The 19,902-nt window shown below is 69.1% G+C and carries 18 protein-coding genes; 12 read left to right on the top strand and 6 right to left on the bottom strand.

Annotation, left to right across the window (positions count from 1 at the left end; all coding sequences use genetic code 11):
* Window position 1: 1 nt before the first annotated feature.
* Both CYFUS_RS30590 and CYFUS_RS30585 read right to left on the bottom strand, forming a co-directional pair.
* Entirely contained in the window at window positions 2–1,981 is a 1,980-nt protein-coding gene (locus CYFUS_RS30590) for a pilus assembly protein TadG-related protein (RefSeq protein ID WP_232536908.1), read from the bottom strand.
* Between the two features lie 31 nt (window positions 1,982–2,012).
* Complete coding sequence (locus CYFUS_RS30585) at window positions 2,013–3,026, bottom strand: TadE/TadG family type IV pilus assembly protein (RefSeq protein ID WP_232536907.1); 1,014 nt, start codon at window positions 3,024–3,026, stop codon at window positions 2,013–2,015.
* 281 nt (window positions 3,027–3,307) lie between these two features.
* Between CYFUS_RS30585 and cpaB the strand changes: the two genes are divergently transcribed.
* From cpaB to CYFUS_RS30535, 11 genes are all read left to right on the top strand, one after another.
* Window positions 3,308–4,132, top strand: a complete 825-nt coding sequence (gene cpaB / locus CYFUS_RS30580; protein WP_095988437.1) for a Flp pilus assembly protein CpaB — start codon at window positions 3,308–3,310, stop codon at window positions 4,130–4,132.
* Between the two features lie 65 nt (window positions 4,133–4,197).
* Window positions 4,198–5,043 (top strand): type II secretion system F family protein, encoded by an 846-nt coding sequence (locus CYFUS_RS30575; RefSeq protein ID WP_002624351.1) that lies wholly within the window; start codon window positions 4,198–4,200, stop codon window positions 5,041–5,043.
* Between the two features lie 9 nt (window positions 5,044–5,052).
* Window positions 5,053–5,943: a type II secretion system F family protein gene (locus tag CYFUS_RS30570; protein WP_095988436.1), complete on the top strand. Its 891-nt coding sequence runs from the start codon at window positions 5,053–5,055 to the stop codon at window positions 5,941–5,943.
* A 133-nt stretch (window positions 5,944–6,076) separates the two neighbouring features.
* Window positions 6,077–6,220 (top strand): hypothetical protein, encoded by a 144-nt coding sequence (locus CYFUS_RS51075; RefSeq protein ID WP_157758764.1) that lies wholly within the window; start codon window positions 6,077–6,079, stop codon window positions 6,218–6,220.
* Between the two features lie 38 nt (window positions 6,221–6,258).
* A complete protein-coding gene (locus CYFUS_RS30565) occupies window positions 6,259–8,085 on the top strand; it encodes an FHA domain-containing protein (RefSeq protein ID WP_232536906.1) in 1,827 nt (608 codons plus the stop codon).
* Window positions 8,082–9,821 (top strand): exodeoxyribonuclease VII large subunit, encoded by a 1,740-nt coding sequence (xseA, locus tag CYFUS_RS30560; RefSeq protein WP_095988434.1) that lies wholly within the window; start codon window positions 8,082–8,084, stop codon window positions 9,819–9,821. The genes CYFUS_RS30565 and xseA overlap by 4 nt, the downstream gene beginning before the upstream one ends.
* A gap of 84 nt (window positions 9,822–9,905) precedes the next feature.
* Window positions 9,906–10,256: an exodeoxyribonuclease VII small subunit gene (gene xseB / locus CYFUS_RS30555; protein WP_095988433.1), complete on the top strand. Its 351-nt coding sequence runs from the start codon at window positions 9,906–9,908 to the stop codon at window positions 10,254–10,256.
* A 38-nt stretch (window positions 10,257–10,294) separates the two neighbouring features.
* On the top strand, window positions 10,295–10,684 hold the full coding sequence (locus CYFUS_RS30550; protein ID WP_095988432.1) for a response regulator: 390 nt from the start codon (window positions 10,295–10,297) through the stop codon (window positions 10,682–10,684).
* Between the two features lies 1 nt (window position 10,685).
* Window positions 10,686–11,576, top strand: coding sequence for a polyprenyl synthetase family protein (locus tag CYFUS_RS30545; protein ID WP_095988431.1), 891 nt, complete (start codon window positions 10,686–10,688; stop codon window positions 11,574–11,576).
* Entirely contained in the window at window positions 11,573–13,330 is a 1,758-nt protein-coding gene (locus CYFUS_RS30540) for a 1-deoxy-D-xylulose-5-phosphate synthase (protein ID WP_095988430.1), read from the top strand. The genes CYFUS_RS30545 and CYFUS_RS30540 overlap by 4 nt, the downstream gene beginning before the upstream one ends.
* On the top strand, window positions 13,327–14,067 hold the full coding sequence (locus CYFUS_RS30535) for a TlyA family RNA methyltransferase (protein WP_095988429.1): 741 nt from the start codon (window positions 13,327–13,329) through the stop codon (window positions 14,065–14,067). Before CYFUS_RS30540 ends, CYFUS_RS30535 begins: the two co-directional genes overlap by 4 nt.
* 17 nt (window positions 14,068–14,084) lie before the next feature.
* Here the strand turns inward: CYFUS_RS30535 and CYFUS_RS30530 are convergent, their stop codons facing one another.
* Window positions 14,085–14,849, bottom strand: coding sequence for a hypothetical protein (locus CYFUS_RS30530; RefSeq protein WP_157758763.1), 765 nt, complete (start codon window positions 14,847–14,849; stop codon window positions 14,085–14,087).
* Window positions 14,850–14,919: 70 nt separating this feature from the next.
* On the opposite strand from CYFUS_RS30530, the gene CYFUS_RS30525 reads away from it, so the two are divergent.
* Window positions 14,920–15,621, top strand: a complete 702-nt coding sequence (locus tag CYFUS_RS30525; RefSeq protein WP_095988427.1) for a hypothetical protein — start codon at window positions 14,920–14,922, stop codon at window positions 15,619–15,621.
* Between the two features lie 7 nt (window positions 15,622–15,628).
* On the opposite strand, the gene CYFUS_RS30520 is transcribed toward CYFUS_RS30525, so the two are convergent.
* Genes CYFUS_RS30520 through CYFUS_RS30510 form a run of 3 tightly spaced genes read right to left on the bottom strand, consistent with a single transcriptional unit; the run spans window position 15,629 to window position 19,871 of the window.
* Entirely contained in the window at window positions 15,629–17,215 is a 1,587-nt protein-coding gene (locus tag CYFUS_RS30520; RefSeq protein WP_095988426.1) for a hypothetical protein, read from the bottom strand.
* 53 nt (window positions 17,216–17,268) lie between these two features.
* Entirely contained in the window at window positions 17,269–17,943 is a 675-nt protein-coding gene (locus tag CYFUS_RS53135) for a sensor histidine kinase (protein ID WP_095988425.1), read from the bottom strand.
* Window positions 17,862–19,871 carry a sensor histidine kinase gene (locus CYFUS_RS30510; protein ID WP_232536905.1) on the bottom strand — a complete coding sequence of 670 codons (2,010 nt, stop codon included), beginning with the start codon at window positions 19,869–19,871 and terminating at the stop codon, window positions 17,862–17,864. The genes CYFUS_RS53135 and CYFUS_RS30510 overlap by 82 nt, the downstream gene beginning before the upstream one ends.
* Window positions 19,872–19,902: the final 31 nt, after the last annotated feature.

Genomic DNA, 19,902 nt, shown 5'->3' with positions numbered 1-19,902 from the left:
CTCAGTGGGTGATGATCTTCGCGGGCGTGTCGCGCACGGACTCGGGCAGCGCGTTGGTGAGCTTGTTGATGAGCGGCAGCGACTCCCGGCCCTGCCAGACGGCCGCCAGGCGCGGTCTCCAGTAGGGGTTGAAGAAGTTGGGCTGCTCGGTCCAGTTGCCGGGCCGGTGGTAGTACGTCTGCCCGCGCGAGATGACGCTCATGCCCGAGGAGACCTGGAAGCCGGCGATCTCCAGCTTCTTGCGATCGTTGTCCAGCTCCAGCGTCGTGGACGACGAGCCCATGGAGAAGGTGAGCTTGCCGCTGTCGTTGAGCAGGCCCGGCTTGTTGTAGGTGGCGCCGGTCTGGTCCGCCTTGGAGTTGTGCAGCTCGTCCGAGCTCTTGTTGAGCAGCACCCACGTCGACGGCTGGTTGAAGTCATGCTTGCGCTGGGCCATCTGCGTGGTGCTGGGGTCGGAGCCGAAGCCCCCTCCGCAGTCCTTCGCGTAGTCGCCGGGCTCGAAGTGCGGGAAGGGCATCAGGCCTTCCCAGGCGTGGTCCTTGTCATCCGGATCGATCCGGGTGTTGGCCACGAACACGGACATCTTGAACAAGCACTTGATCGGCGTATCCAACAGACAGGGCTTGTTCTCGTAGAGCCCCACCTTCTCGTCATCCTCGTCGGAGGCCTGGCCGGGGAACACCACCCGCCAGTGCGCGCCGCCCTTGCGCTCGTGCTTGCTCAAGGCCCAGATGCTCGTCTTGAGCGTGCTGTCCTTGTCCTCGCGCGGATCTCCCCAGCAGTCGCGCCACGTCCGCTTGTCCTTCGAGCTGCGCTCCTTGGGGCAGCTGAAGGGGTTGTTGACAATGCCGAGCCGGCTCGGCCCGAGCTTGATGTAGTACGGGTCGTCCGAGGCGAGGATGTCTCCCTGGGCGATCATGCCCATGGGGGAGTTGGGCAGATCGTTCATCTCGCGGATCTTGTTGCGCTTCTTGGACTTGGCCCCCGTTTCGTTCTCGTCCGTGCCGTAGCCCAGCTTGTAGGTGAGAAAGCGCGTCTGGCCCCACTTGGGAATGTTGTCGAGGAAGGTCTCCAGGGGCTTGAGCCAGTCGGGGATGGGCAGCAGCGCACCCAGGGTGCGCTTGGTGACCAACGTCTCCGGGCACAGACTCGTCTTCGCGTCACAGGGGAAGCGCGTGGCGTTGGTGATTCCCGCCATCACCCGCTTGGCGCGGGCGACCTTGCTGGACTCGTCCCGCACCGTGGGGTCCAGTTCCTTGAAGGGGTTGACCGGAGAAAACGGCGTGCCGTTGGCCTGCTTGTAGTGGGTGCGGTTGTAGAGGCACTGATTGATGAGCCCCGCGAGCGTCTGCGGGATGAGCGAGTCCACGTTGGGATCGTTCGCGGCGATGATCTTGTTGGAGGTGCCCATCACGTAGGTGGACGTGGACATCATCACCGCCGTGGACGCACCGGCCATCACCCCGTTGAGCATCCGGTGCCCGGGCACCACGATCCTTCCAATGGCGCGATCGATGGCCGGGAAGACCTTCTTCATGACGTCGAGGATCAGCCGGACCGCCTTGTAGACGATGTCCAGCGCCTTCATGACGATGTTGACGTAGGGGATCCGGTCGAGCACGGCGCAGACGATGATCCAGTAACTGCTGCGTGAGTCCGAGGGGAAACACGGGCCGACGGTGCGCATGAACCCGAAGATGTCCGTCAGGAACGCCTGGATGGAGAACAGGAACGAGTCGAGCGACTGCCACATCATCGCCGACACGTAGTGCGACACCTGGGTGCGGTTGGTGAACGCGTAGAAGTTGAACGCGCGCGCCTCCATCGCCGCCGTGGAGTAGGCCGCCGCGTCCGCCGTGTTCTGCAGGCGGATGCGCTCGTGCACCCCATGGCCGATGTTCACCGTCGTGATGAGCGCGATGCTCAGGATGAGCATCAACAGACAGGCGAGCACGAGGGCCTGGCCCTCCTGCCGCTTCATGCCGCGTCGTAGTGCACGGGTCACCATGGCTCTACAGTCCCCACTCCGGTTCCAGGTGCATCAGCCACTTGTAGTAGAAGTTCGATTGCATCCGCATGCTGTAGGTGGCCGTCAGCGGGATGAAGTAGCGCTTGCCCACGTACTTCGAGAGCAGCGGGATGCTGCCGGTGGCCAGCATCCAGAGCACGGTCATCTCCGGCTGGTAGAGCGAGTTGTAGCCGCGCTGGTGCTCCAGTCCCTTGACGGGCACCGCGCCCACCTCGCTCATGCCGCCCTTCTTGCTGGTGATGCGCGCGCCCGAGTCGGTCGTGGGCTTGTAGATGGCGCCGCCCAGGGTCACCCCCGCGTTGGCCGCCCACCAGGACGTGAAGATGATCCAGTTGGCGAAGGGCACGCGCAGCTCGTACCAGTAGCGCACCCGGATGCTCAGCACCGTGGCCTTGCGGTAGACCTCCTCGTCGTTGTCCGGCAGGGCCAGGTTGAAGAACTTGGCGATCTTCGACTCCAGCGACGGCACCTGCGGGTAGGTGTCCGGCCCGTCGAAGTCCAGCTCCTTCCAGCCCGCGCCCGAGCGCAGCTTCCACACGCTCTTGATGGGCGAGTACCAGGAGGGATTCACCGTGTCGACGCGCACCTGGCCGAACAGGTTGGAGCCGTTCACCGAGGCCGGCACGCTCGAGGTCTTCGTCGAGCCCGCCTTCGGATCATCGCTCTGCTTCTTGTTCGGCCAGGCCAGCAGCTGCAGCGCCTCGTCGTAGAGCTGCGCCAGCGCCCACGTCTTGCCCAGGTGGAGCAGGGTGTCCGTGCGGCCCATGGTGGGCAAGAGCGCGATGATGGCCGCGTCGTGCATGCGCTCGTTGTTGCCGTTCCACACGATTCCCGTGCGCGCCGCGCAGTACGCCGCGTACTCGGTCATCAACTTCGCCTGCTGCATCATCGTCAGCTGGATGAGGCCCAGGCCCAGGAAGACCATCAGCGGCAGCACCAGTGCCGATTCGACCGCCGCTTGCCCGGATTCCCGGGACGGGGGGGAGTGTTGACTCATGAATGCCGCCATCTAGCGACATTCATGCCAGGGCGTGTATCGGTCAGGTGGCCGCCAGAGGGGAGTCCACCGGCGAAGCAACGTGTCAGGTATCCGGGACGGTCGACGCGGTGGGTAGGCCAGGCAGGCAACCGCACTCTCGCGTCTTTGACACCTTCCATGACTACTGGATAACATCCCCGCCCGCTGGTGCCCCGGGCCCCCGCTTTGCAGAACAGCTCCCGCACCGCCGCATTCCCGCCCTGCACGGGCGACCCCCCGCTTTTGGAGGTCCTCAAGACATGTTGAAGGGTAAGACTCCTCTGATCATCGCGCTGGGCCTCGGCCTGCTGGCTGGAATCATCGCGTGGTCCGCCATCAAGAAGAAGGAGGCGGACGTACGCCGGGGCTGGAACCTGGTGCCGGTGGTCGTGGCCACGCAGGATCTGCCCGAGGGGACTGTCATCACCTTCGAGATGATCAGCCAGCGGCAGGTGCCCGAGCAGTTCGTCACCTCCTCGGTGGTCAAGCCGGACTCGGCCAACTACGTGGTGGGCCAGAAGGTGCTCGTGGCGCTGCAGACGGGTGACCCGCTGCTGTGGAGCCAGTTCGAGACGACCAAGGCCGCCGAGCGCCTGTCCACCAAGGTGCAGAAGAAGGTGCGCGCCGTCACCATCGACTCGCGCGTCACCACGTCGGTGGGTGGCTGGGTGCGTCCCAATGATCACGTGGACGTGATCGGCACCTTCCGCGATCCGCAGACGGACGAGAGCGTGGCGGTGACGCTCCTGCAGAACGTGATCGTCCTGGCCACCGGCAAGGTGACGGGCACCACGAACGTGAACCTCATCCCCGAGTCCCAGCGCGAGTACAACAACATCACGCTGATGGTCATCCCCGAGGAGGCGGAGATCCTCACCCTGGCCGCGGAGCTCGGCAACCTCACGCTGTCGCTGCGCAACGAGGAGGACGTGGACATGATCGAGGAGCGCGGCCGCGCCACCATCACCACGCTCCTGTCGGGCGAGCGCACCCGCGTGCTCGAGCAGAAGCGCCGCGAGATCATCCAGATCATCAAGGGCAGCGCCTCGGAGAAGAGCGCCGTGGGCTCCTCGGGTACTCCCTGAGGCCCCGCTTGATCCCTTCCTCCCCGCTGCTGGCCTCCCCCCGTCGCTGAAGGAAGTCCTCGCCCATGCTGGCCGGAATCGTCCTCCTCCTCGTCACCGGATCGGTCTTCTTCTTCAGCCTGGTGATCTTCACCGTGCTGGCGAAGGCCTACGAGCAGTATCAGGAGCGCTACGTCGTCAAGTCGATGAACGACTTGAGCGACATGTTCCTCTTCATCGATGCCCGTCAGCTGCTGGTGCTCAACATCGCCAGCATGTGCCTTCTGGGCATCCTGTCGTACATCATCTTCAACCCCATCCTGTGCGTGGTGTGCACCATCTTCGGCTTCTTCCTGCCGATCATCCTGGTGAAGCACTACCGCAAGCGGCGCATCAAGAAGTTCAACGTGCAGCTGGTGGACGCGCTGCAGGCCATGGCCAATGCGTTCAAGGCGGGCCTCACGTTCCCGCAGGCCATCGAGCACGTGGCGCGCGAGGCCCAGCCGCCGCTGGCCCAGGAGTTCGGTCTCTTCGTCAAGGAGATCAAGCTGGGCGTGCCCCTGGAGGAGGCCCTCATCAACATGGGCCGCCGGGTGGGCAGCGACGACCTGGAGCTGGTGGTGGTGGCCACCAACATCGCGCGGCAGCTGGGCGGCAACATGGCGGAGATGTTCGAGACCATCTCGAGCGTCATCCGCGAGCGCTTCCGGCTCGAGGGGAAGATCGACGCGCTCACCTCCCAGGGCAAGCTGCAGGGCTGGGTGGTGGCGGCCATGCCGGGCGTGCTCGGCCTGGTGCTCAACTACATGCGTCCCGACCTGATGGAGCCGATGATGGACCACTGGTTCGGGTATGTGCTGGTGACGATCATCGCGCTCATGGAAGTCATGGGCGTGCTCATCATCCGGCGCATCGTCAACATCGACATTTAAGGAACGGCCATGAGCGATGTTCTCACCACGACGCTGATGGGCGGCTCGGCGCTGATGTTCGCGGCGTCCGTGGGCTTCTTCGGGTTCGGCGTCTACCAGAACTACTTCTCGCAGTTCGTCTCGGAGGTGCGCGACGAGTCGGCCGGTGGCGTCGCGGGCTTCAGCTCGGTCGCCATCCGCAAGCTCGGCGTGCTCAACCGCCGCTTCATGTGGCCGGGCTACGAGACCAAGATGCGCCGCGCCCTCATCCGGGCGGGTGAGCCCCAGGCCTTCAAGCCCGAGGACATCATGGCGCTGCAGGAGATCTCCGCCGCCGTGGGTCTGGTGGCGGGGCTCATCCTGGTGAACGCCATCGGCGAGAACCTGGCCTGGGCGCTGCTCTTCCTGCTCTTCGGCATGTACTACCCGCTCATCTGGGTGAACGATCAGGTGAAGAAGCGCCACCTGCTCATCTCCCGGGCGCTGCCCTACAACCTGGACCTGCTGACGCTGTCGGTGGAGGCGGGCCTGGACTTCACGGGCGCGCTGGCCAAGGTGGTGGAGAAGGGCAAGGCGGGCCCGCTGCGCGAGGAGCTGCAGATCGTCCTCAAGCAGCTCAAGATGGGCAAGACGCGCGAGGAGGGCCTCAAGGCGATGATCGCTCGCGTGGACCTGCCGTCGCTCACCACCTTCGTCACCGCGCTCATCCAGGCGGACAAGATGGGCACCAGCCTCGGCAAGGTGCTGCGCATCCAGTCCACCCAGCTGCGCATCGACCGCACCCAGCGCGCCGAGAAGCTCGCCGGCGAGGCGCCGGTGAAGATGCTCTTCCCGCTCATCGCGTGCATCTTCCCCACGGTGTTCATGGTGCTCTTCGGGCCCATCGTGTTCCAGTTCATGTTCGGCGACGTCGGCAGCTAGTCCGCGCGGGGAGGACCTCCCGCGCGGACGAGGAGCATCCCCCGAGGCACTCCAGGGCCCGTCGGACCTGGACCCGGGGGTCCGCCTCATGCCCGGCCGGTTGACGGTCGACCTGGAGCGGACATCTGGCCACTTGGGGCTGGATTTCCAGCGCGACATCCAGTTCAAGGCCACCGAGCGGGCGGCCCCGGTGCCCGGCGAAATCAACCGGAGCTTTCCTCCCGGGGCGCATCGCTGTCACAATCGGCCCCAGAAGGCCATCGAGCACGGGCCGTGACGCCCGTCTCCGTGTACGAAATGAAGCGGTGACTTCCCATGTCGAACGGTTCCCCTCCCACCCGTCGTCGCCCCACGACCAGTTCCTCGTCGGACGCCCCCTCGGGCGGCGCCGCGCGTCCGCGTCCCGGAGCGCGTAGGAGTCCCACCGCCGCCGCCGCGCCTCGTGCCCCCGAGCGGGAGCCCCTCCCGCCGTCGGCCACGAAGCTGGTGTGCACCGCGGGTCCCTGCGCCGGTCAGGAGTTCGGTCTGGAGGATGGCGAGTACGTCATCGGCCGTGCCAACGACAACCCCATCTGCATCCCGGACTCCTCGGTGTCCCGTCGGCACGTGCTCATCCGGCGCCTGGGCGGAGGCTGGACGGTGAACGATCTGGGGTCCGGTAACGGCACCCTGATGAATGGCGAGCCCCTGAGCGAGGAGACGCCCCTGAGTTCCGGCGCCGTGCTCACGCTGGGCGACACGGAGCTCACCTTCAACGACGCCTCCAATGCCACGATGATGATGCCGATGCCCTCGGCACCGCCCGCGCGCCCGGCACGTACCCGCACCGCGGCCGCCCCGGCGGCGCCCGCCGCGGAGGAGGAAGGGGAGGAGGGGAATGGGGAGGCGGCGATCGCCCCCCGGCGTCCTCCGCCCCGTCCCGAGTCGCGGGTGCGCCCGGGCCGGGGCCGCGCGGCGGCGGCGGATCCCGAGGCGCAGAAGCGCAAGAAGCGCCTGTTGGTGATCTCCGCGTCCGTCTTCGTGCTCCTGGCGGTCGTGCTGCTCGTCATGAAGGTGCAGCAGCAGCGGCAGGCCGAGACCCTGCGCCAGAGCGCCCAGGCCGCCCAGCTGCAGCGCGAGCAGATCGCCGGTCTCTTCCAGGAGGCCAAGAACCTCATCCGCGACGGCAAGTGGACCGACGCCAAGGCGCGGCTGCTCGAGCTCAAGGAGGCCGAGCCCGACCACCCGCAGGTGGGCGACTACCTGGCGCGCGTGGAGAAGGAGATTCCCAACCAGCTGGCGCTCGAGGCGGCCCGGACGGCGCTGGCGCAGAACCAGCTCGGCCCGGCGTTCACCTCCCTGGCCAAGGTGTCCCAGGACACCCAGATGTTCGAGGTGGTGGGCTCGTTGCGCCGGGAGCTGAAGGACAAGGCCGACAAGCGCGTGGGCGAGGCCCAGTCGCTCCTGACGCAGAAGCAGTTGGATCAGGCCAAGGCCATCACCGACGACGTGCTCGTGGCCTTCCCGGAGCACCGCGACGCCAAGGTCGTCAACGAGCAGGCCGCGCGCGCCATCGCGGAGCGCGACGCGCCGCCCCCTCCGCCCACTCCCAAGGCGGTGCCCAAGCCGTGGGATCAAGCGGTGGATCGCTACCGCGATGGCGATCTGCAGGGCGCCATGGCCATCGCCAACGACTGCGCATCCAAGGCCCCGCAGTGCAAGACGCTCACGAGCCAGCTCGGCGACTTCGGCATGCTCTACAAGCGGATGGAGGATCTGGATGACCGGGGCCTGACGCGCCTGCTGGAGCTGGACCGGAAGATCACCAGCGGCCGCGGCAGCAAGCTCGTCGCCGGGGCCGGCAAGCGCGCCGCCAACAACTATTACAAGATGGCCTCGTCGGCGAAGGTGTCCGGGCAGTGGGGCCGCGCGATGGACTATGCCCAGCGCGCCCTCCAGGCCGACCCGAGCAACACGGGCGCCGCCAACATCGTCAACGAGATGCGCCAGAAGGCGAAGGACGTCTACATGAGCGCCTACGCCATGAAGGACACCGATCCCGAGGAGGCGCTGCCCAAGTTCCGCGAGGTCATGTCCATGACGTCGCCGGATGACGAGACGCACCAGAAGGCCAAGGGCTGGGTCGAGAAGCTCAAGCGATGAAGAAGCGGCGCGCGACGGGCGAGGCTCCTCCCGCCCCTCCGGCCGGACAGGGAGATCTGTTCGGCGGGGCTCTTCTTCCCCTGGCTCCGCCGGCGGTGGAGGTCGTGGCGCCCAAGCCGCCCGAGCCTCCCGCCCGGCCCCCCGCACCCGTGCCGCCCGCGGCGCTGGCGGACGTGTCCACGTCGCTGTCCCCGCTGCCCGGAGCGCCCGCGCGCCCGGCGGCGCCCACGCGCACGGTGCTCACCGTGGGCGAGCTCACCCAGCAGATCAAGACGACCCTCGAGTCGCGCTTCCCCCGGGTGCTGGTGCGTGGCGAGGTGTCCGGCTTCCGGGGCGCCAACGCCCGCGGCCACCTGTACTTCACGCTCAAGGACGCGGAGGCGTCGATCGACGTGAAGATGTGGGCCTCGCAGGCGGCGCGGCTGCGCTTCCACCTGCGCGACGGGCTCGCGGTGGTGGTCGAGGGCAGCGTGGACCTCTACGCGCCCTCGGGGCGCTACAGCCTCATCGCCTTCAAGCTGGAGCCGGAAGGGGAGGGGGCACTGGCGCTCGCCTTCGAGCAGCTCAAGGCACGGCTGGCCGCCGAGGGGCTCATTGGCGACAACCGCGTCCGGCCGCCCCGCCCGCTGCCCTTCCTGCCCCGGCGCATCGGCGTGGTGACGAGCCGCACCGGCGCGGCGCTGCAGGACTTCCTGCGCGTGTTGCACTCGCGCCACCCGCGCCTGTCCGTGCTGCTGTGTGACGCGCGCGTGCAGGGCGAGGGGTCCGCCGAGGAGGTGGCCCGCGGCATCGAGCGCCTGTCGCGCACGGACGTGGACGTCATCGTCGTCACGCGCGGCGGCGGCTCGAAGGAAGATCTCTGGACGTTCAACGAGGAGCGCGTGGCGCGCGCCATCTTCGCCTCGCCCGTGCCGGTGGTGTCCGCCATCGGGCACGAGATTGACTTCACCATCGCGGACTTCGTGGCGGACTGGCGCGCGCCCACGCCCAGCGCGGCGGCGGAGCGGCTCGCGCCGGTGCTGCAGGAGCTGGAGTACGGCCTGGCCACCTGGTCGGTGCGGCTGCGCAAGGCGGTCGAGCGCCGCGTCCTGGAGTTGCGCGGCGCCCTGGGGCAGGCGCGGGGCGGGCTGGTGGATCCCCGCCGGCGCCTGTCCAACGAGCGGCTGCGGCTGGCGGACGCCGAGGAGGCCATGACGCGGCAGATGCGTCTGGTGCTCCGGCGGCACCGGGAGGATCTCCGGGCCCACACCGAGCACCTGCAACGCCAGCGGCCCCAGTCGCGGCTGGCCGAGCAGCGCGCGCGTCTGGTGCAGCTGTCCGCCCGGCTCAAGGACGCGCTGCGCGCGGACGTGGCGGCGCGCCGGGCCCGGGCGGCCCAGGCCCGCTTGCGGCTGGAGCGTGTCTCCCCGGTGGCGCGGGTGGCCGAGCTGCGCGCCCGGCTGGCCGAGCACAAGGCCCGCCTGGTGGCCCTGGAGAAGGACGCGCTCGCCCACGCCCAGCGTCACTTCCAGGGGTTGGAGGGCCGGCTGGATGCCCTGAGCCCCCTCAAGGTCATGTCCCGCGGCTACGCCGTCACCGTCCGGCGGCGCGACGGGGGCGTGGTGCGTTCCATCGCGGACGTCCAGCCCGGTGAGCTGCTCGGCATCAAGTTCGCCAGCGCCGGGGCCAGGACGCTCCAGGGATGTGAGGAAATCGAGGCCACCGTGACGGCCGTGAAGGGTCCGGTGGATTGCTAACCAACCCCCCTCAGGTCCCTCTGGAACCTGGAGATGGCCTCCTCTATAGAGTCCGCCGGCTCTTTCTCTCGAGGTGGACACACCGTGGCGAAGGACAGCAGGGGCAAGGCGGCGGAGGCGGTGCCCGAACAGTACGGGGACGTGGTGCAGAAGCTCGAGGAGATGGTGGCCCGGCTCGAGGGCGGCACCCTCTCGCTCGAGGAGTCGCTCAAGTCCTTCGAGGAGGGCATCAAGCTGGTGCGCCGGGGTGAGCAGTTGCTCAACGCGGCGGAGAAGCGCATCGAGGAGCTGCTGTCCGCGGATGGGCAGGACGAGGTGGTGGCGCTGCAGGCGGGCGTGAAGCCCCCGGTGCCCGCCACTCCCGCTCCGGCCCGGAGCAGCCCGGCCGCTTCCCGAGCGGCCACCCCCCCTCCCGAGGATGATGTGCCGTTCTAGTTTGTCCAGGGACGACGACCCCCCACCCCGGCCATCTCATGTCCAAGCCCAAGGTCACCATCGTCGACGATGACCGCGACACGCGCGAGTTGCTCTCGCTCGCCCTGGAGTCCGAGGACTTCGAGGTCAACGCCGCCGCCAACGGTCTGCGGCTCATCGCCTCCCTCCAACTCAAGCGGCCCGACGTCATCCTCATGGACGTGAACATGTCCTGGATCGATGGCTTCGAGTTGTGCAAGGCCGTCAAGAAGAACGAACAGTTCCGCGACATCCCCATCATCTTCATCAGTGGACGTGGGGAGCCCGAGGACAAGCGGCGCGGCGCGGAAGCCGGCGCCGCGGATTATTTCGTGAAGCCCCTGGACCTGGAGGCGCTGATCCGCCGTCTGCGCCAGCTCCTTCCACAGCCCACGCCCGAGGTCACCTGACATGTCGTCTTTCGATCTGGATGCCTACCTGAACACCCAGCAGCAGCGGGTGGAAGCGCTGCTGCGCTCGCGCACGGAGGAGCTGGGGACCCATGTGCCCCCCCGCCTGCTCGAGTCCATCCGCTACTCGCTGCTGGCGGGTGGCAAGCGGCTGCGTCCGGTGTTGTGCCTGAGCTTCGCCGAGGCCGTGCTCCAGCAGAGCACCGTGTCGCGGGTGGTGGAGGACTGCGCGTGCGCGCTCGAGTTCATCCACACCTACTCGCTCGTGCACGATGACCTGCCGTCCATGGACGACGACGATCTGCGCCGGGGCGTGCCCACCAACCACAAGGTGTACGGCGAGGCGATGGCCATCCTCGCGGGCGACTCGCTGCTCACGGATGCCTTCGCCCTGGTGGCCGGCGGCCCCGAGCCGATGCGCGCCGCGCTCTGCCGCGAGCTGGCCGTGGCCGCGGGTTCCTCGGGCATGGTGGGCGGCCAGGTGCTGGACATCGCCGAGGATCGGCCGGCCCACATCGACTACCTCACCCGGATGCATCGCCTGAAGACGGGCGCCCTCATCCGCGCCGCGTGCCGCATGGGCGTCATCGCCGCGGGTGGCAGTGCCGATGCGCTCGCCCGCGCGGACGCCTACGGGGACGCGGTGGGGCTCGCCTTCCAGATCGCCGATGACGTGCTGGACGTCACGAGCGACGCGTCCACCCTGGGCAAGCCCGTGGGCGCGGACGCCGCCGCCGGACGTCACACCTTCCCGGCGGTGCTGGGCCTGGAGGAGTCCAAGCAGCTCGCGGCGCGCAAGGTGGCCGACGCCATCGCCGCCGTGGCCCCGCTGGAGCCCCGCTCGGGTCCGCTGGCGGCGCTCGCGCGCTACTCGGTGGAGCGCAGCTCGTGACGGAGCGGCTCCTGCCGCGCATCCACGAACCGAAGGACCTCCGGGCCCTGCCCGAGTCCGACCTGCCCCGTCTGTGCGAGGAGCTGCGGGAGGACATCATCGCCCTGTGTGGCCGCGTGGGCGGCCACCTGGGTGCCTCGCTGGGCGCGGTGGAGCTCATCGTCGCCCTGCACCGCGTCTTCCACTCGCCCCAGGACGCGCTCGTCTTCGACGTGGGCCACCAGGCCTACGCCCACAAGCTGCTCACCGGCCGGCGCGAGCGCATGGACACCCTGCGCCAGGCCGGGGGCATCGCGCCCTTCCTGGATCCCCGCGAGAGCCCGCACGATGCCCTGGCCGCGGGCCACGCGAGCACCGCCGTCTCCGCCGCGCTGGGCATGCTCCAGGGCCGGCGGCTGCGCGGGCTGCCCGGGCACGCGGTGGCGGTGGTGGGTGACGGAGCCCTCACCGGGGGCCTCACCTTCGAGGGGCTCAACAACGCCGGGGGCTCGCACCTGCCGCTGGTGGTGGTGCTCAACGACAACCAGATGTCCATCTCCGCCAACGTGGGCGCCATCCCCGCGCTGCTGCGCACGAGCGGGGCCCGGGCCTTCTTCGAGGGGCTCGGCTTCACCTACCTGGGGCCCCTGGACGGACACGATCTGCCCACGCTCCTGCACGCGCTGCGCGAGGCGCGCACCTCGTCGCGCCCGGTGGTGGTGCACGTGCTCACGCGCAAGGGCCGGGGCTTTCCCCCCGCCGAGGCGGATCTCCAGACGCGCGGCCACGCCATGGGCCCGTACGAGTGGCGGGATGGGAAGCTCGTGCGCTCGCGCGGGGGCCAGCGCACCTTCAGCGAGGCCTTCGCCTCCGCCGTGGAAGAGCTGATGGTGCGAGACGCGCGCGTGGTGACGGTGACGCCGGCCATGCTGGAAGGCAGCGCCCTGGTGCGGCTCCAGCAGCGCTTCCCCGAGCGCGTCTTCGACGTGGGCATCGCCGAGTCTCACGCCGTCACCTTCTGCGCGGGCCTGGCCGCCACGGGACTGCGGCCCGTGTGCGCCATCTACTCGACGTTCCTGCAGCGCGCGTACGATCAGATCATCCACGACGTCTGCCTGCCGGGCCTGCCCGTGCTCTTCGCCGTGGATCGCGCGGGCCTCGTGGGGGCGGATGGCGCCACGCACCAGGGCACCTACGACGTGGCCTCGCTGCGGCCCATTCCCGGCCTCACGCTCATGGCACCGGTGACGGGTGGGGACGTGCCGGAGTTGCTCGCCACCGCGCTCGCGCTGCCGGGCCCCTCGCTGATGCGCTTTCCCCGGGGCACCTTGCCGGAGTGGCCGGCCGGACTCACGCCCGAGCCGCTGGGGACGGGACGGGGCGCGCGCTGGTTGAAGCGGGCGCGGGCTCCGCGCGTGTGCCTGCTCACCCTGGGGCCACTCGCCCTGTCCGCGCTGGAGGCCGCCGCGGCGGAGCCGGACTGGAGCGTGGTGGACGCGCGCTTCGTCACCCCGCTCGACGAGGCGGCCGTGCTGGAAGCCGCCGCCTGTGGGCGTCTGGTGGTGGCGGAGGAGGGCACGACGCACGGAGGCCTGGGCAGCGCGGTGTTGGAGGTGCTCGCCGCCCGGCGCGTGAAGGCCCGGGTGACGCTGCTCGGCATGCCGGATGTCTTCGTCCCCCATGGAGATGCGCGCGTGCAGCGGGCGCACCTGGGCCTTGATGCCGCGGGGTTGCGACGCGCGGCCCAGGCGTTGCTCGAGGAGGAAGCACCATGAAGCCGCGCAAGGAGCGGCTGGACGTGTTGGTGGTGGAGCGGGGGCTCGCGGAGTCGCGGACCAAGGCCCAGGCCCTCATCCTCGCCGGCCAGGTGGTCGTCGGCGATCAACGCGTGGACAAGCCCGGCTCGCTGGTGCCCGTGGAGGCGGAACTGCGACTCAAGGGCGAGGTGTTGCCCTACGTGTCGCGGGGTGGGTTGAAGCTCAAGGCCGCCATCGATCGCTTCGGCCTGGACATGCGCGGCCGGGTGGCGGCGGACATCGGCGCCAGCACGGGCGGCTTCACCGACTGCCTCCTGCAAGAGGGGGCCGTGCGCGTGCATGCCATCGACGTGGGCTATGGGCAGCTCCACGAGAAGCTGCGCACGGATCCGCGCATCCGCTCGCGCGAGCGCGTCAACGCCCGCTACCTCACCGCCGAGGATCTGCCCGAGCCGGTGGACGTGGTGGTCATCGACGTGAGCTTCATCTCGCTCACGCAGGTGCTGCCCGCGGTGCTGCCCTTCCTCAAGCCCAAGGGCCTGTTGGTGGCGCTCGTGAAGCCCCAGTTCGAGGTGGGGCCGGATCGGGTGGGCAAGGGCGGCGTGGTGCGGGACGTGGCCGCGCGCCAGGAGGCCATCGACTCCACGGTCGCCTTCGTCCAGCGGCAGGGCCTCACGGTGCGCGGGGTGATGGACTCCACCGTGCCGGGCCCCGCGGGCAACGTCGAGGCGCTGCTCGTCGCGGACCGGCCCTGAGCCGGCGGCGTGGGGGTTCAGCGCTCGGGCTCCGGCGGAGGCGGCCCCTTCGAAGGGCCGTTGCGCAGGAGCCAGGCGGAGAGGTGCGCCAGGACTCCGGCGAAGCCCAGGGTGAGGGTCGTGGAGACCTTCTCCGTGTTGAAGGCCGCGAGCAGACACGCCAGGCCCACCAGCCACTGAGCGAGGTTGGCGATGCGATGGAGCGACGGAAGGTCGCCCCACCTGGCGAGGGCCGATATCGCCACGGGTCCGAGCAGCAGCACGGAGAGCCAGATCTTGTACTCCGCTGGGACGGTGGGCAGGTACACCGCCCAGACCAACGCGGCGCTGGCCACGGCCGCGCCCAGCCCGCCCGGGATGCCGGTCATGGGCCTGGCGGCGGCCTGATGCTCGCGGACCCGGGCGAGCATGGTGGGGGTCACCTCGAGCGCGAAGGGAAAGCCCAGCTCCTGCAAGGCCTCCAGGGCCGCGCCGCCCACCTGTCGCCCATCGGAGGTGGTCAGGGTGCACAGCCGCTCGTCCTCCAGCACCTTCAACAGGAGGTCCGCGCGGCTCCGCGGGGACTCCTCCGGGCCCAGGGGCCTCACGAGTCCGTCCAGGAAGGACGCCACCTCGTCCGGCGTGACGCCCTCCGAGCGCAGGGCGTTCAGCCGATCGAGTAGCGGAACGGCCTGGCGTCTGTTGTCCGGCACCTCCAAGGCGGAGGGGAGGGACGGAACGTCCTCGGAGGTGGCGGTGGACGGGGTGGAGCGGAGGCGTTCCATGCCCATCAGTCTAGTCATCACCCGGGCTCCCGTGGAAACAGGCGCCGGGCCGGTAGGATGTCCGCCCCTTTTCCCCGAGGTCGCTTCCATGAAGGCTCGAGTCCTGATCGCCCTGTCTCCCGTGTTGCTGTCTCTTCCGGTGCTGGCCGCCGAGCCCGTGCGCGCGGACCTCGATGGGGATGGCAAGCCGGAGTCCATCACCGTGAAGTGGGACGTGGATCAGGGGGGCTTCACCCTCCAGGTGGGAAGCGCCAGCGTCCGGGCGAAGACCGAGGATCCCAACGAGGGTGGAGTGGAGGTCGTGGACCTGGACCGCGGCGACAAGTGGAAGGACATCGCCATCACCACGGGCCAGACGGACAGCGACCACCGTGTCTTCCTCTATGGCTTCGATGGCAAGACGCTCAAGCCCCTGGGCGAGGTCCACGCCCTGACCGAGGCCAAGGGCAATGGCATCATCCTCTCGGACTCCTGGATGGGCTTCTGGAACAAGCGGGAGAAGTACGTCCTGGATCGCCCGGCGTGGAAGATCCGCGCGGTGCCCCAGCCCCTCTACGCCGTGGGCGTCGAGTGCAAGGTGAAGCAGTCCTTCCCCATCGTCCAGGGCCGGAGCGACAAGACGCCGGTGGCCACCCTGGCGCAGGACTCACGCATCCAGGTGCTCGCCGCGGACACCTCGGGGCGCCCGGGCGAGGAGTTCTACCTCGTGAAGTCCTCCACCGGGCTGTTGGGGTGGGCCTCGAGGGCGGACCTCGAGGGCAAGACCGAGGGTCTGCCCTTCGCGGGGTGAGCGCCGCTCAACGCAACTGCCGGTACTCGGTCAGAGAGTAGGGCTTCACCAGCTTGCGGCCCGCGCGCATCCAGAGCGTGCCGGCGTCGTCCAGGGCCCCGTAGAGGCTCAGGCCGCCTGGGATTTGATAGCGGTAGAGCAGGCCCTGCTCGGCCGCGTCCGTGGCGACGATCTCCACCGGGTAGGGGTTGGGGACATCGCTCGTGCCGGGCGCGCTGTTGAACATGAAGAACGCGTCGTCCTTGCCGGGCTGGGCGAAGCGTCCCACCAGCGCGCCGGTGGGCGTGAGGGCCTGCTGATCCTTGTTGATGATCCGGCTCTCGGTGGGCGAGTTGCGCTTCACGTCCATGAACCAGAAGCGGTTGGAGGTGATGACCGCCAGGCGGTTGTTGTTGGCGTACGGAATCAGCGCGGCGAGGGCGCCCGGAATCGGATCGCTGATCCACAGCCGGGACTGGGGATACGTGGACTGGCAGGGCTTGGTCTGCCCGAGGGCGCAGGCGCGGACGGTCGCCGAACCTTGTTGCTGCGTGCCCAGGTACATCACCGTGCCGGTGTCGTTGAACGCCGTCCAGGCCGCCTGGATGGGATTGAGTTCATCGATCTCGTACTGGGCGAGCTGCTTCCCGTTGGGGTCGGTGGTGGCGTAGTCCAGGACCACCACGCGGAGGTTGACGGTCTCGGTGTGCTCCTCGCGCAGGGGCACCAGGACCCGGCCCGCCTGGGTCCCACTGGTGATGTGGACGGGATCTCCCGCGGGCCGGCCGGGAAGAGGGTTCGCCGCTCCGGTGTACTCCCGGCTCCAGCGCACCTGCCCCTGGGGCGTGACCAGATAGAGGCCCGTGACGTTGTAGATGAAGGCATTGCCGTCGGCGGCCACCACGAGGTTTTCCACGGCGGCGTTGGTCGAGTAGATGACCTTGAAGCTCGCGTCGAGGGAGAGCAGGCCCCGGCCCGGCGTCCAGACCCAGCGGGTGCCCGTGCCGGCTGGCTTGCGGTCGGTGATGAGCGTGGTCGCGTCACAGGGGAAGTTGATCTCCACGCGCTGGGCGGAACTCGGGTTGCTCTTGTCCACCCGGTAGAGGAACGGGCGGGTGCCATCCATCGCGCAGCCGATGAACGACACGGAGTTGCCGCTGCCGTCGACGACGAAGTAGTCCGGCACCACCTGGGTGTTGGCCGTGGCCGGCTCCACCACCTCCTCCACGGGGAAGAAGGTGGCCACCTGGCCCTGGGAGACATTGGTGCGGCCATCGGCGCAGGTGACGCGGGCGCTCAGGGACAGGGGCACCGCGAGGCCCTGCGCGTAGCTGATCTCGTCGCGAGCCAGCTCCACCGGGGTGGGATTGCCGCCGTAGGGCACCTGCTTGATGCGCGTGGTGTCGTTGAACAGCTCCAGCCGCTGCACCTGATCGCACCCGGAGGTGGAGATGGAGAGCTTGAAGCCGCGTCCCACGGTGCTCGTCTCCTCCAGGCGCACGGTGACCTGGGGGGGGTCCGGGATGGTGACGGGCGGGGGGTTGTTGCACGCGAGCGCCAACAAGGACACCAGCGCCGAGGCGGGCACTGCCTGACGGAGAGGGGAGTGGGCCATGATGGGGGCGCACTCTAGGTCAGGAGGACCGGCTCCTGTCAGGCCGGACCGCGTCAAACCTGGAGGGGCAGGTGGACCGAGAAGGTCGTGCCACTCTGGATGGTCGATTGGACGCTGACCGTACCGCCATGCGCGCGGACGATCTGCTCCACGATGTAGAGCCCCAGGCCGATGCTCCGGCCCGCCTTGTCCACGCTCTGCCCGCCGCGCTGCAAGGGCTCGAAGAGCAGGGGGAGCAGGGCCGGGGAGATGGGCTCGCCGCCGTTGTGCACCTCGATCAAGGCCTGGTGGGTCCGCTTGCGGACCTGGATGTGCACGGGGCTGGGCACGGGGCTGTACTTCACCGCGTTGGTCACGAGGTTGATCACCACCTGGGAGAGCCGATCCGCGTCCCACTCGCCGGTGGGCATCTCGTCCATGTCGAGGAGGAACTCGCGCTCGGAATGCGCGAGCTTCACCTCCTCCACGGCGTGCCAGACGATGTCATGCAGCGCCGTGGGCGCGCGCTCGATGCGCAGACCCCCGCCCAGCCGGGCCTGGGTGAAGTCGAGCAGGTCGCGGATCATCCGGTTGGCACGCTCCGCGCTGGTCTGGATGCGCGCGGCCATCTTCGCCGTCTTCTCGTCCAGGTCCATGCGGCGCAGCATCAGTTGCGTCGACATGACGATGGCCGAGATGGGACTGCGCAGATCGTGGCTGACGATGCCGATGAGCTGCTGCTCGAGCACGACGGGGAGACGGGCTCTTGCGGGGTGACGGGCGCCGGGGCAGGGGGGCCTTCCACCGCATCGGGCAACCAGCGCAGCGCCTCCTCGGCGAAGGCCGCGCTCAAGGATTGCGAGCCCAGGGGTTTGTCGCGCGGATCGACGCGCGAGGGATCCAGGTGGGCATGGCCGAAGGGCAGCTCGACATGGAACGCGCTGCCCTGTCCCTCCACGCTCTCCGCGCGGAGCGAGCCGCCCTGCAACCTCACCAGCTCCTGCACCAGCGCCAGTCCGATGCCCGTGCCCTCGTAGGTGCGGCCCCGGGTGGTCTCCACGCGGTGGAAGCGCTCGAACAGACGAGGCATCTCGGCCTCGGGAATGCCGGTTCCGGTATCCCGCACCGTCAACCGTACCCGGCCCTCGCGCGGGGTGAGCTGGACGTCGACGCCGCCCTTCAGGGTGAACTTGAAGGCGTTGGAGATGAGGTTGAGGACGATCTTCTCCCAGAAGTCGGTGTCCACGTAGACGGGCTCGGGGAGGGAGGGCGCCGTGACGGTGTACGTGAGTCCCGCCTGGGCCATCGCCGACTCGAAGGCGCTCGCCAGGTCCACGGTGAGCTGGGACAGGTCGGTGGGCCGGTAGCTGGCCTGGACCCGGCCCGCCTCGATGCGGGAGAAGTCCAGCAGGGAGTTGACGAGCTTGAGCAGCCGCAGGCCGTTGCGGTGGATGAGCTGCTGCCGCTGGCGCTGCCCGTCGGACAGCGGCTCCTGGAGATCCGCCAGCGAGTCCTCCAGCGGCCCCAGCATCAGGGTCAGGGGCGTGCGGAACTCGTGGGACACGTTGGAGAAGAAGGCCGTCTTGGCGCGATCGATCTCGGCGAGGGCCGCGGCGCGCTTCTGCTCCTCCTCGTGCGCCCGGACGTTGGTGAGGGCGGTCGTCACGGTGTTGCCCAGCAGCTCGTAGAAGGCGCGGTAGCTCGCGTCCAGGGCGCGCCGCACGCTGATGCCCGCCACCAGGCACCCGGTGGGGGAGGCCGCGCCCACCGGCAGCAGGGGAATGAGCAGTGCCTGATGGGGAGGCTCCTCGTAGGGCTCGCAGATCCAGGCGCCGAACCGGCTCCGCAGATCCTCCACCCGCTCCATCCGCCGCGATTCCAGCACCCGGGCCAGCGGCCAGCACGGCTCGTCCGGGCCCCCGAGATCGAGCTCGGCCGGCCGGGCCACGCTGTCCGGCGCGAGCCCGGTGCCTCCGAGCAGCCGGGCATGCCGGCCCGCCTCGTCGAACTGGTAGTAGAGCAGGAAGGGCAGATCGAGCACGGACTCCCCGGCGGCCTGGCTCAGCCGCTCGCCCACCTCGGCCAGGGACTTCACGTCGCCGAGCCGCGCGGCGAGGTGTTGCAGCGCCTGGGTCCTCCGGGAGCTGAGCATCTTGTCGGTGGTCTCGGTGATGGGGTGGAAGAGGCCGCCGACGTTTCCCGACTCGTCGCGGATGGGGCTGAAGGAGAAGGTCATGAATGCCTCCTCCAGGTAGCCGTACCGGTCGAGGATCATGGGCAGGTTCTCGAGGTACGAGCCGGTGCCCGCCTGGGCCCGGTCGACCACGGCCCCGACGGCGGGAAGCGCCGAGGCCCAGCACTCGTTGAAGCGCTGCCCCATGGATTGGGGGTGTTTGGCGCCGCAGATGGGGCGGTAGGCGTCGTTGTAGATCTGCACGCGCTCGGGTCCCCAGGCGATCAGGAGGGGGAAGGTGGAGGACAGGCAGAGGCTGACGGTGGTGCGCAAGCTCTGGGGCCAGGACTCGACGGGACCCAGGGGCGTGGCGGACCAATCCATGGATCGGATGAGCTCGCCCATCTCCCCACCGCCCGACAGCCAATCCATGCGGGAGGCTCGCGACATCTTCTCGATGTCCATGTCCGACGGGAGGCCGGGGGGCGTCGTGCGGTGCATCATACGGGTCTACTCGCTCTGGACCGGGCCCAGG

The organism is Cystobacter fuscus (genome assembly GCF_002305875.1).
Taxonomy (GTDB): Bacteria; Myxococcota; Myxococcia; order Myxococcales; family Myxococcaceae; genus Cystobacter; species Cystobacter fuscus_A.
The sequence above is the reverse complement of the archived record's forward strand: the minus strand, read 5'-3'. Positions and strand labels throughout refer to the sequence as shown.

Coding starts and splice junctions, on each gene's coding strand:
- CYFUS_RS30590 (WP_232536908.1), bottom strand. CDS start 1,981: ATGAAGCGGCAGGAGGGCCAGGCCCTCGTGCTCGCCTGTCTGTTGATG.
- CYFUS_RS30585 (WP_232536907.1), bottom strand. CDS start 3,026: ATGAGTCAACACTCCCCCCCGTCCCGGGAATCCGGGCAAGCGGCGGTC.
- cpaB (WP_095988437.1), top strand. CDS start 3,308: ATGTTGAAGGGTAAGACTCCTCTGATCATCGCGCTGGGCCTCGGCCTG.
- CYFUS_RS30575 (WP_002624351.1), top strand. CDS start 4,198: ATGCTGGCCGGAATCGTCCTCCTCCTCGTCACCGGATCGGTCTTCTTC.
- CYFUS_RS30570 (WP_095988436.1), top strand. CDS start 5,053: ATGAGCGATGTTCTCACCACGACGCTGATGGGCGGCTCGGCGCTGATG.
- CYFUS_RS30565 (WP_232536906.1), top strand. CDS start 6,259: ATGTCGAACGGTTCCCCTCCCACCCGTCGTCGCCCCACGACCAGTTCC.
- xseA (WP_095988434.1), top strand. CDS start 8,082: ATGAAGAAGCGGCGCGCGACGGGCGAGGCTCCTCCCGCCCCTCCGGCC.
- CYFUS_RS30550 (WP_095988432.1), top strand. CDS start 10,295: ATGTCCAAGCCCAAGGTCACCATCGTCGACGATGACCGCGACACGCGC.
- CYFUS_RS30545 (WP_095988431.1), top strand. CDS start 10,686: ATGTCGTCTTTCGATCTGGATGCCTACCTGAACACCCAGCAGCAGCGG.
- CYFUS_RS30535 (WP_095988429.1), top strand. CDS start 13,327: ATGAAGCCGCGCAAGGAGCGGCTGGACGTGTTGGTGGTGGAGCGGGGG.
- CYFUS_RS30530 (WP_157758763.1), bottom strand. CDS start 14,849: ATGACTAGACTGATGGGCATGGAACGCCTCCGCTCCACCCCGTCCACC.
- CYFUS_RS30525 (WP_095988427.1), top strand. CDS start 14,920: ATGAAGGCTCGAGTCCTGATCGCCCTGTCTCCCGTGTTGCTGTCTCTT.
- CYFUS_RS30520 (WP_095988426.1), bottom strand. CDS start 17,215: ATGGCCCACTCCCCTCTCCGTCAGGCAGTGCCCGCCTCGGCGCTGGTG.
- CYFUS_RS30510 (WP_232536905.1), bottom strand. CDS start 19,871: ATGATGCACCGCACGACGCCCCCCGGCCTCCCGTCGGACATGGACATC.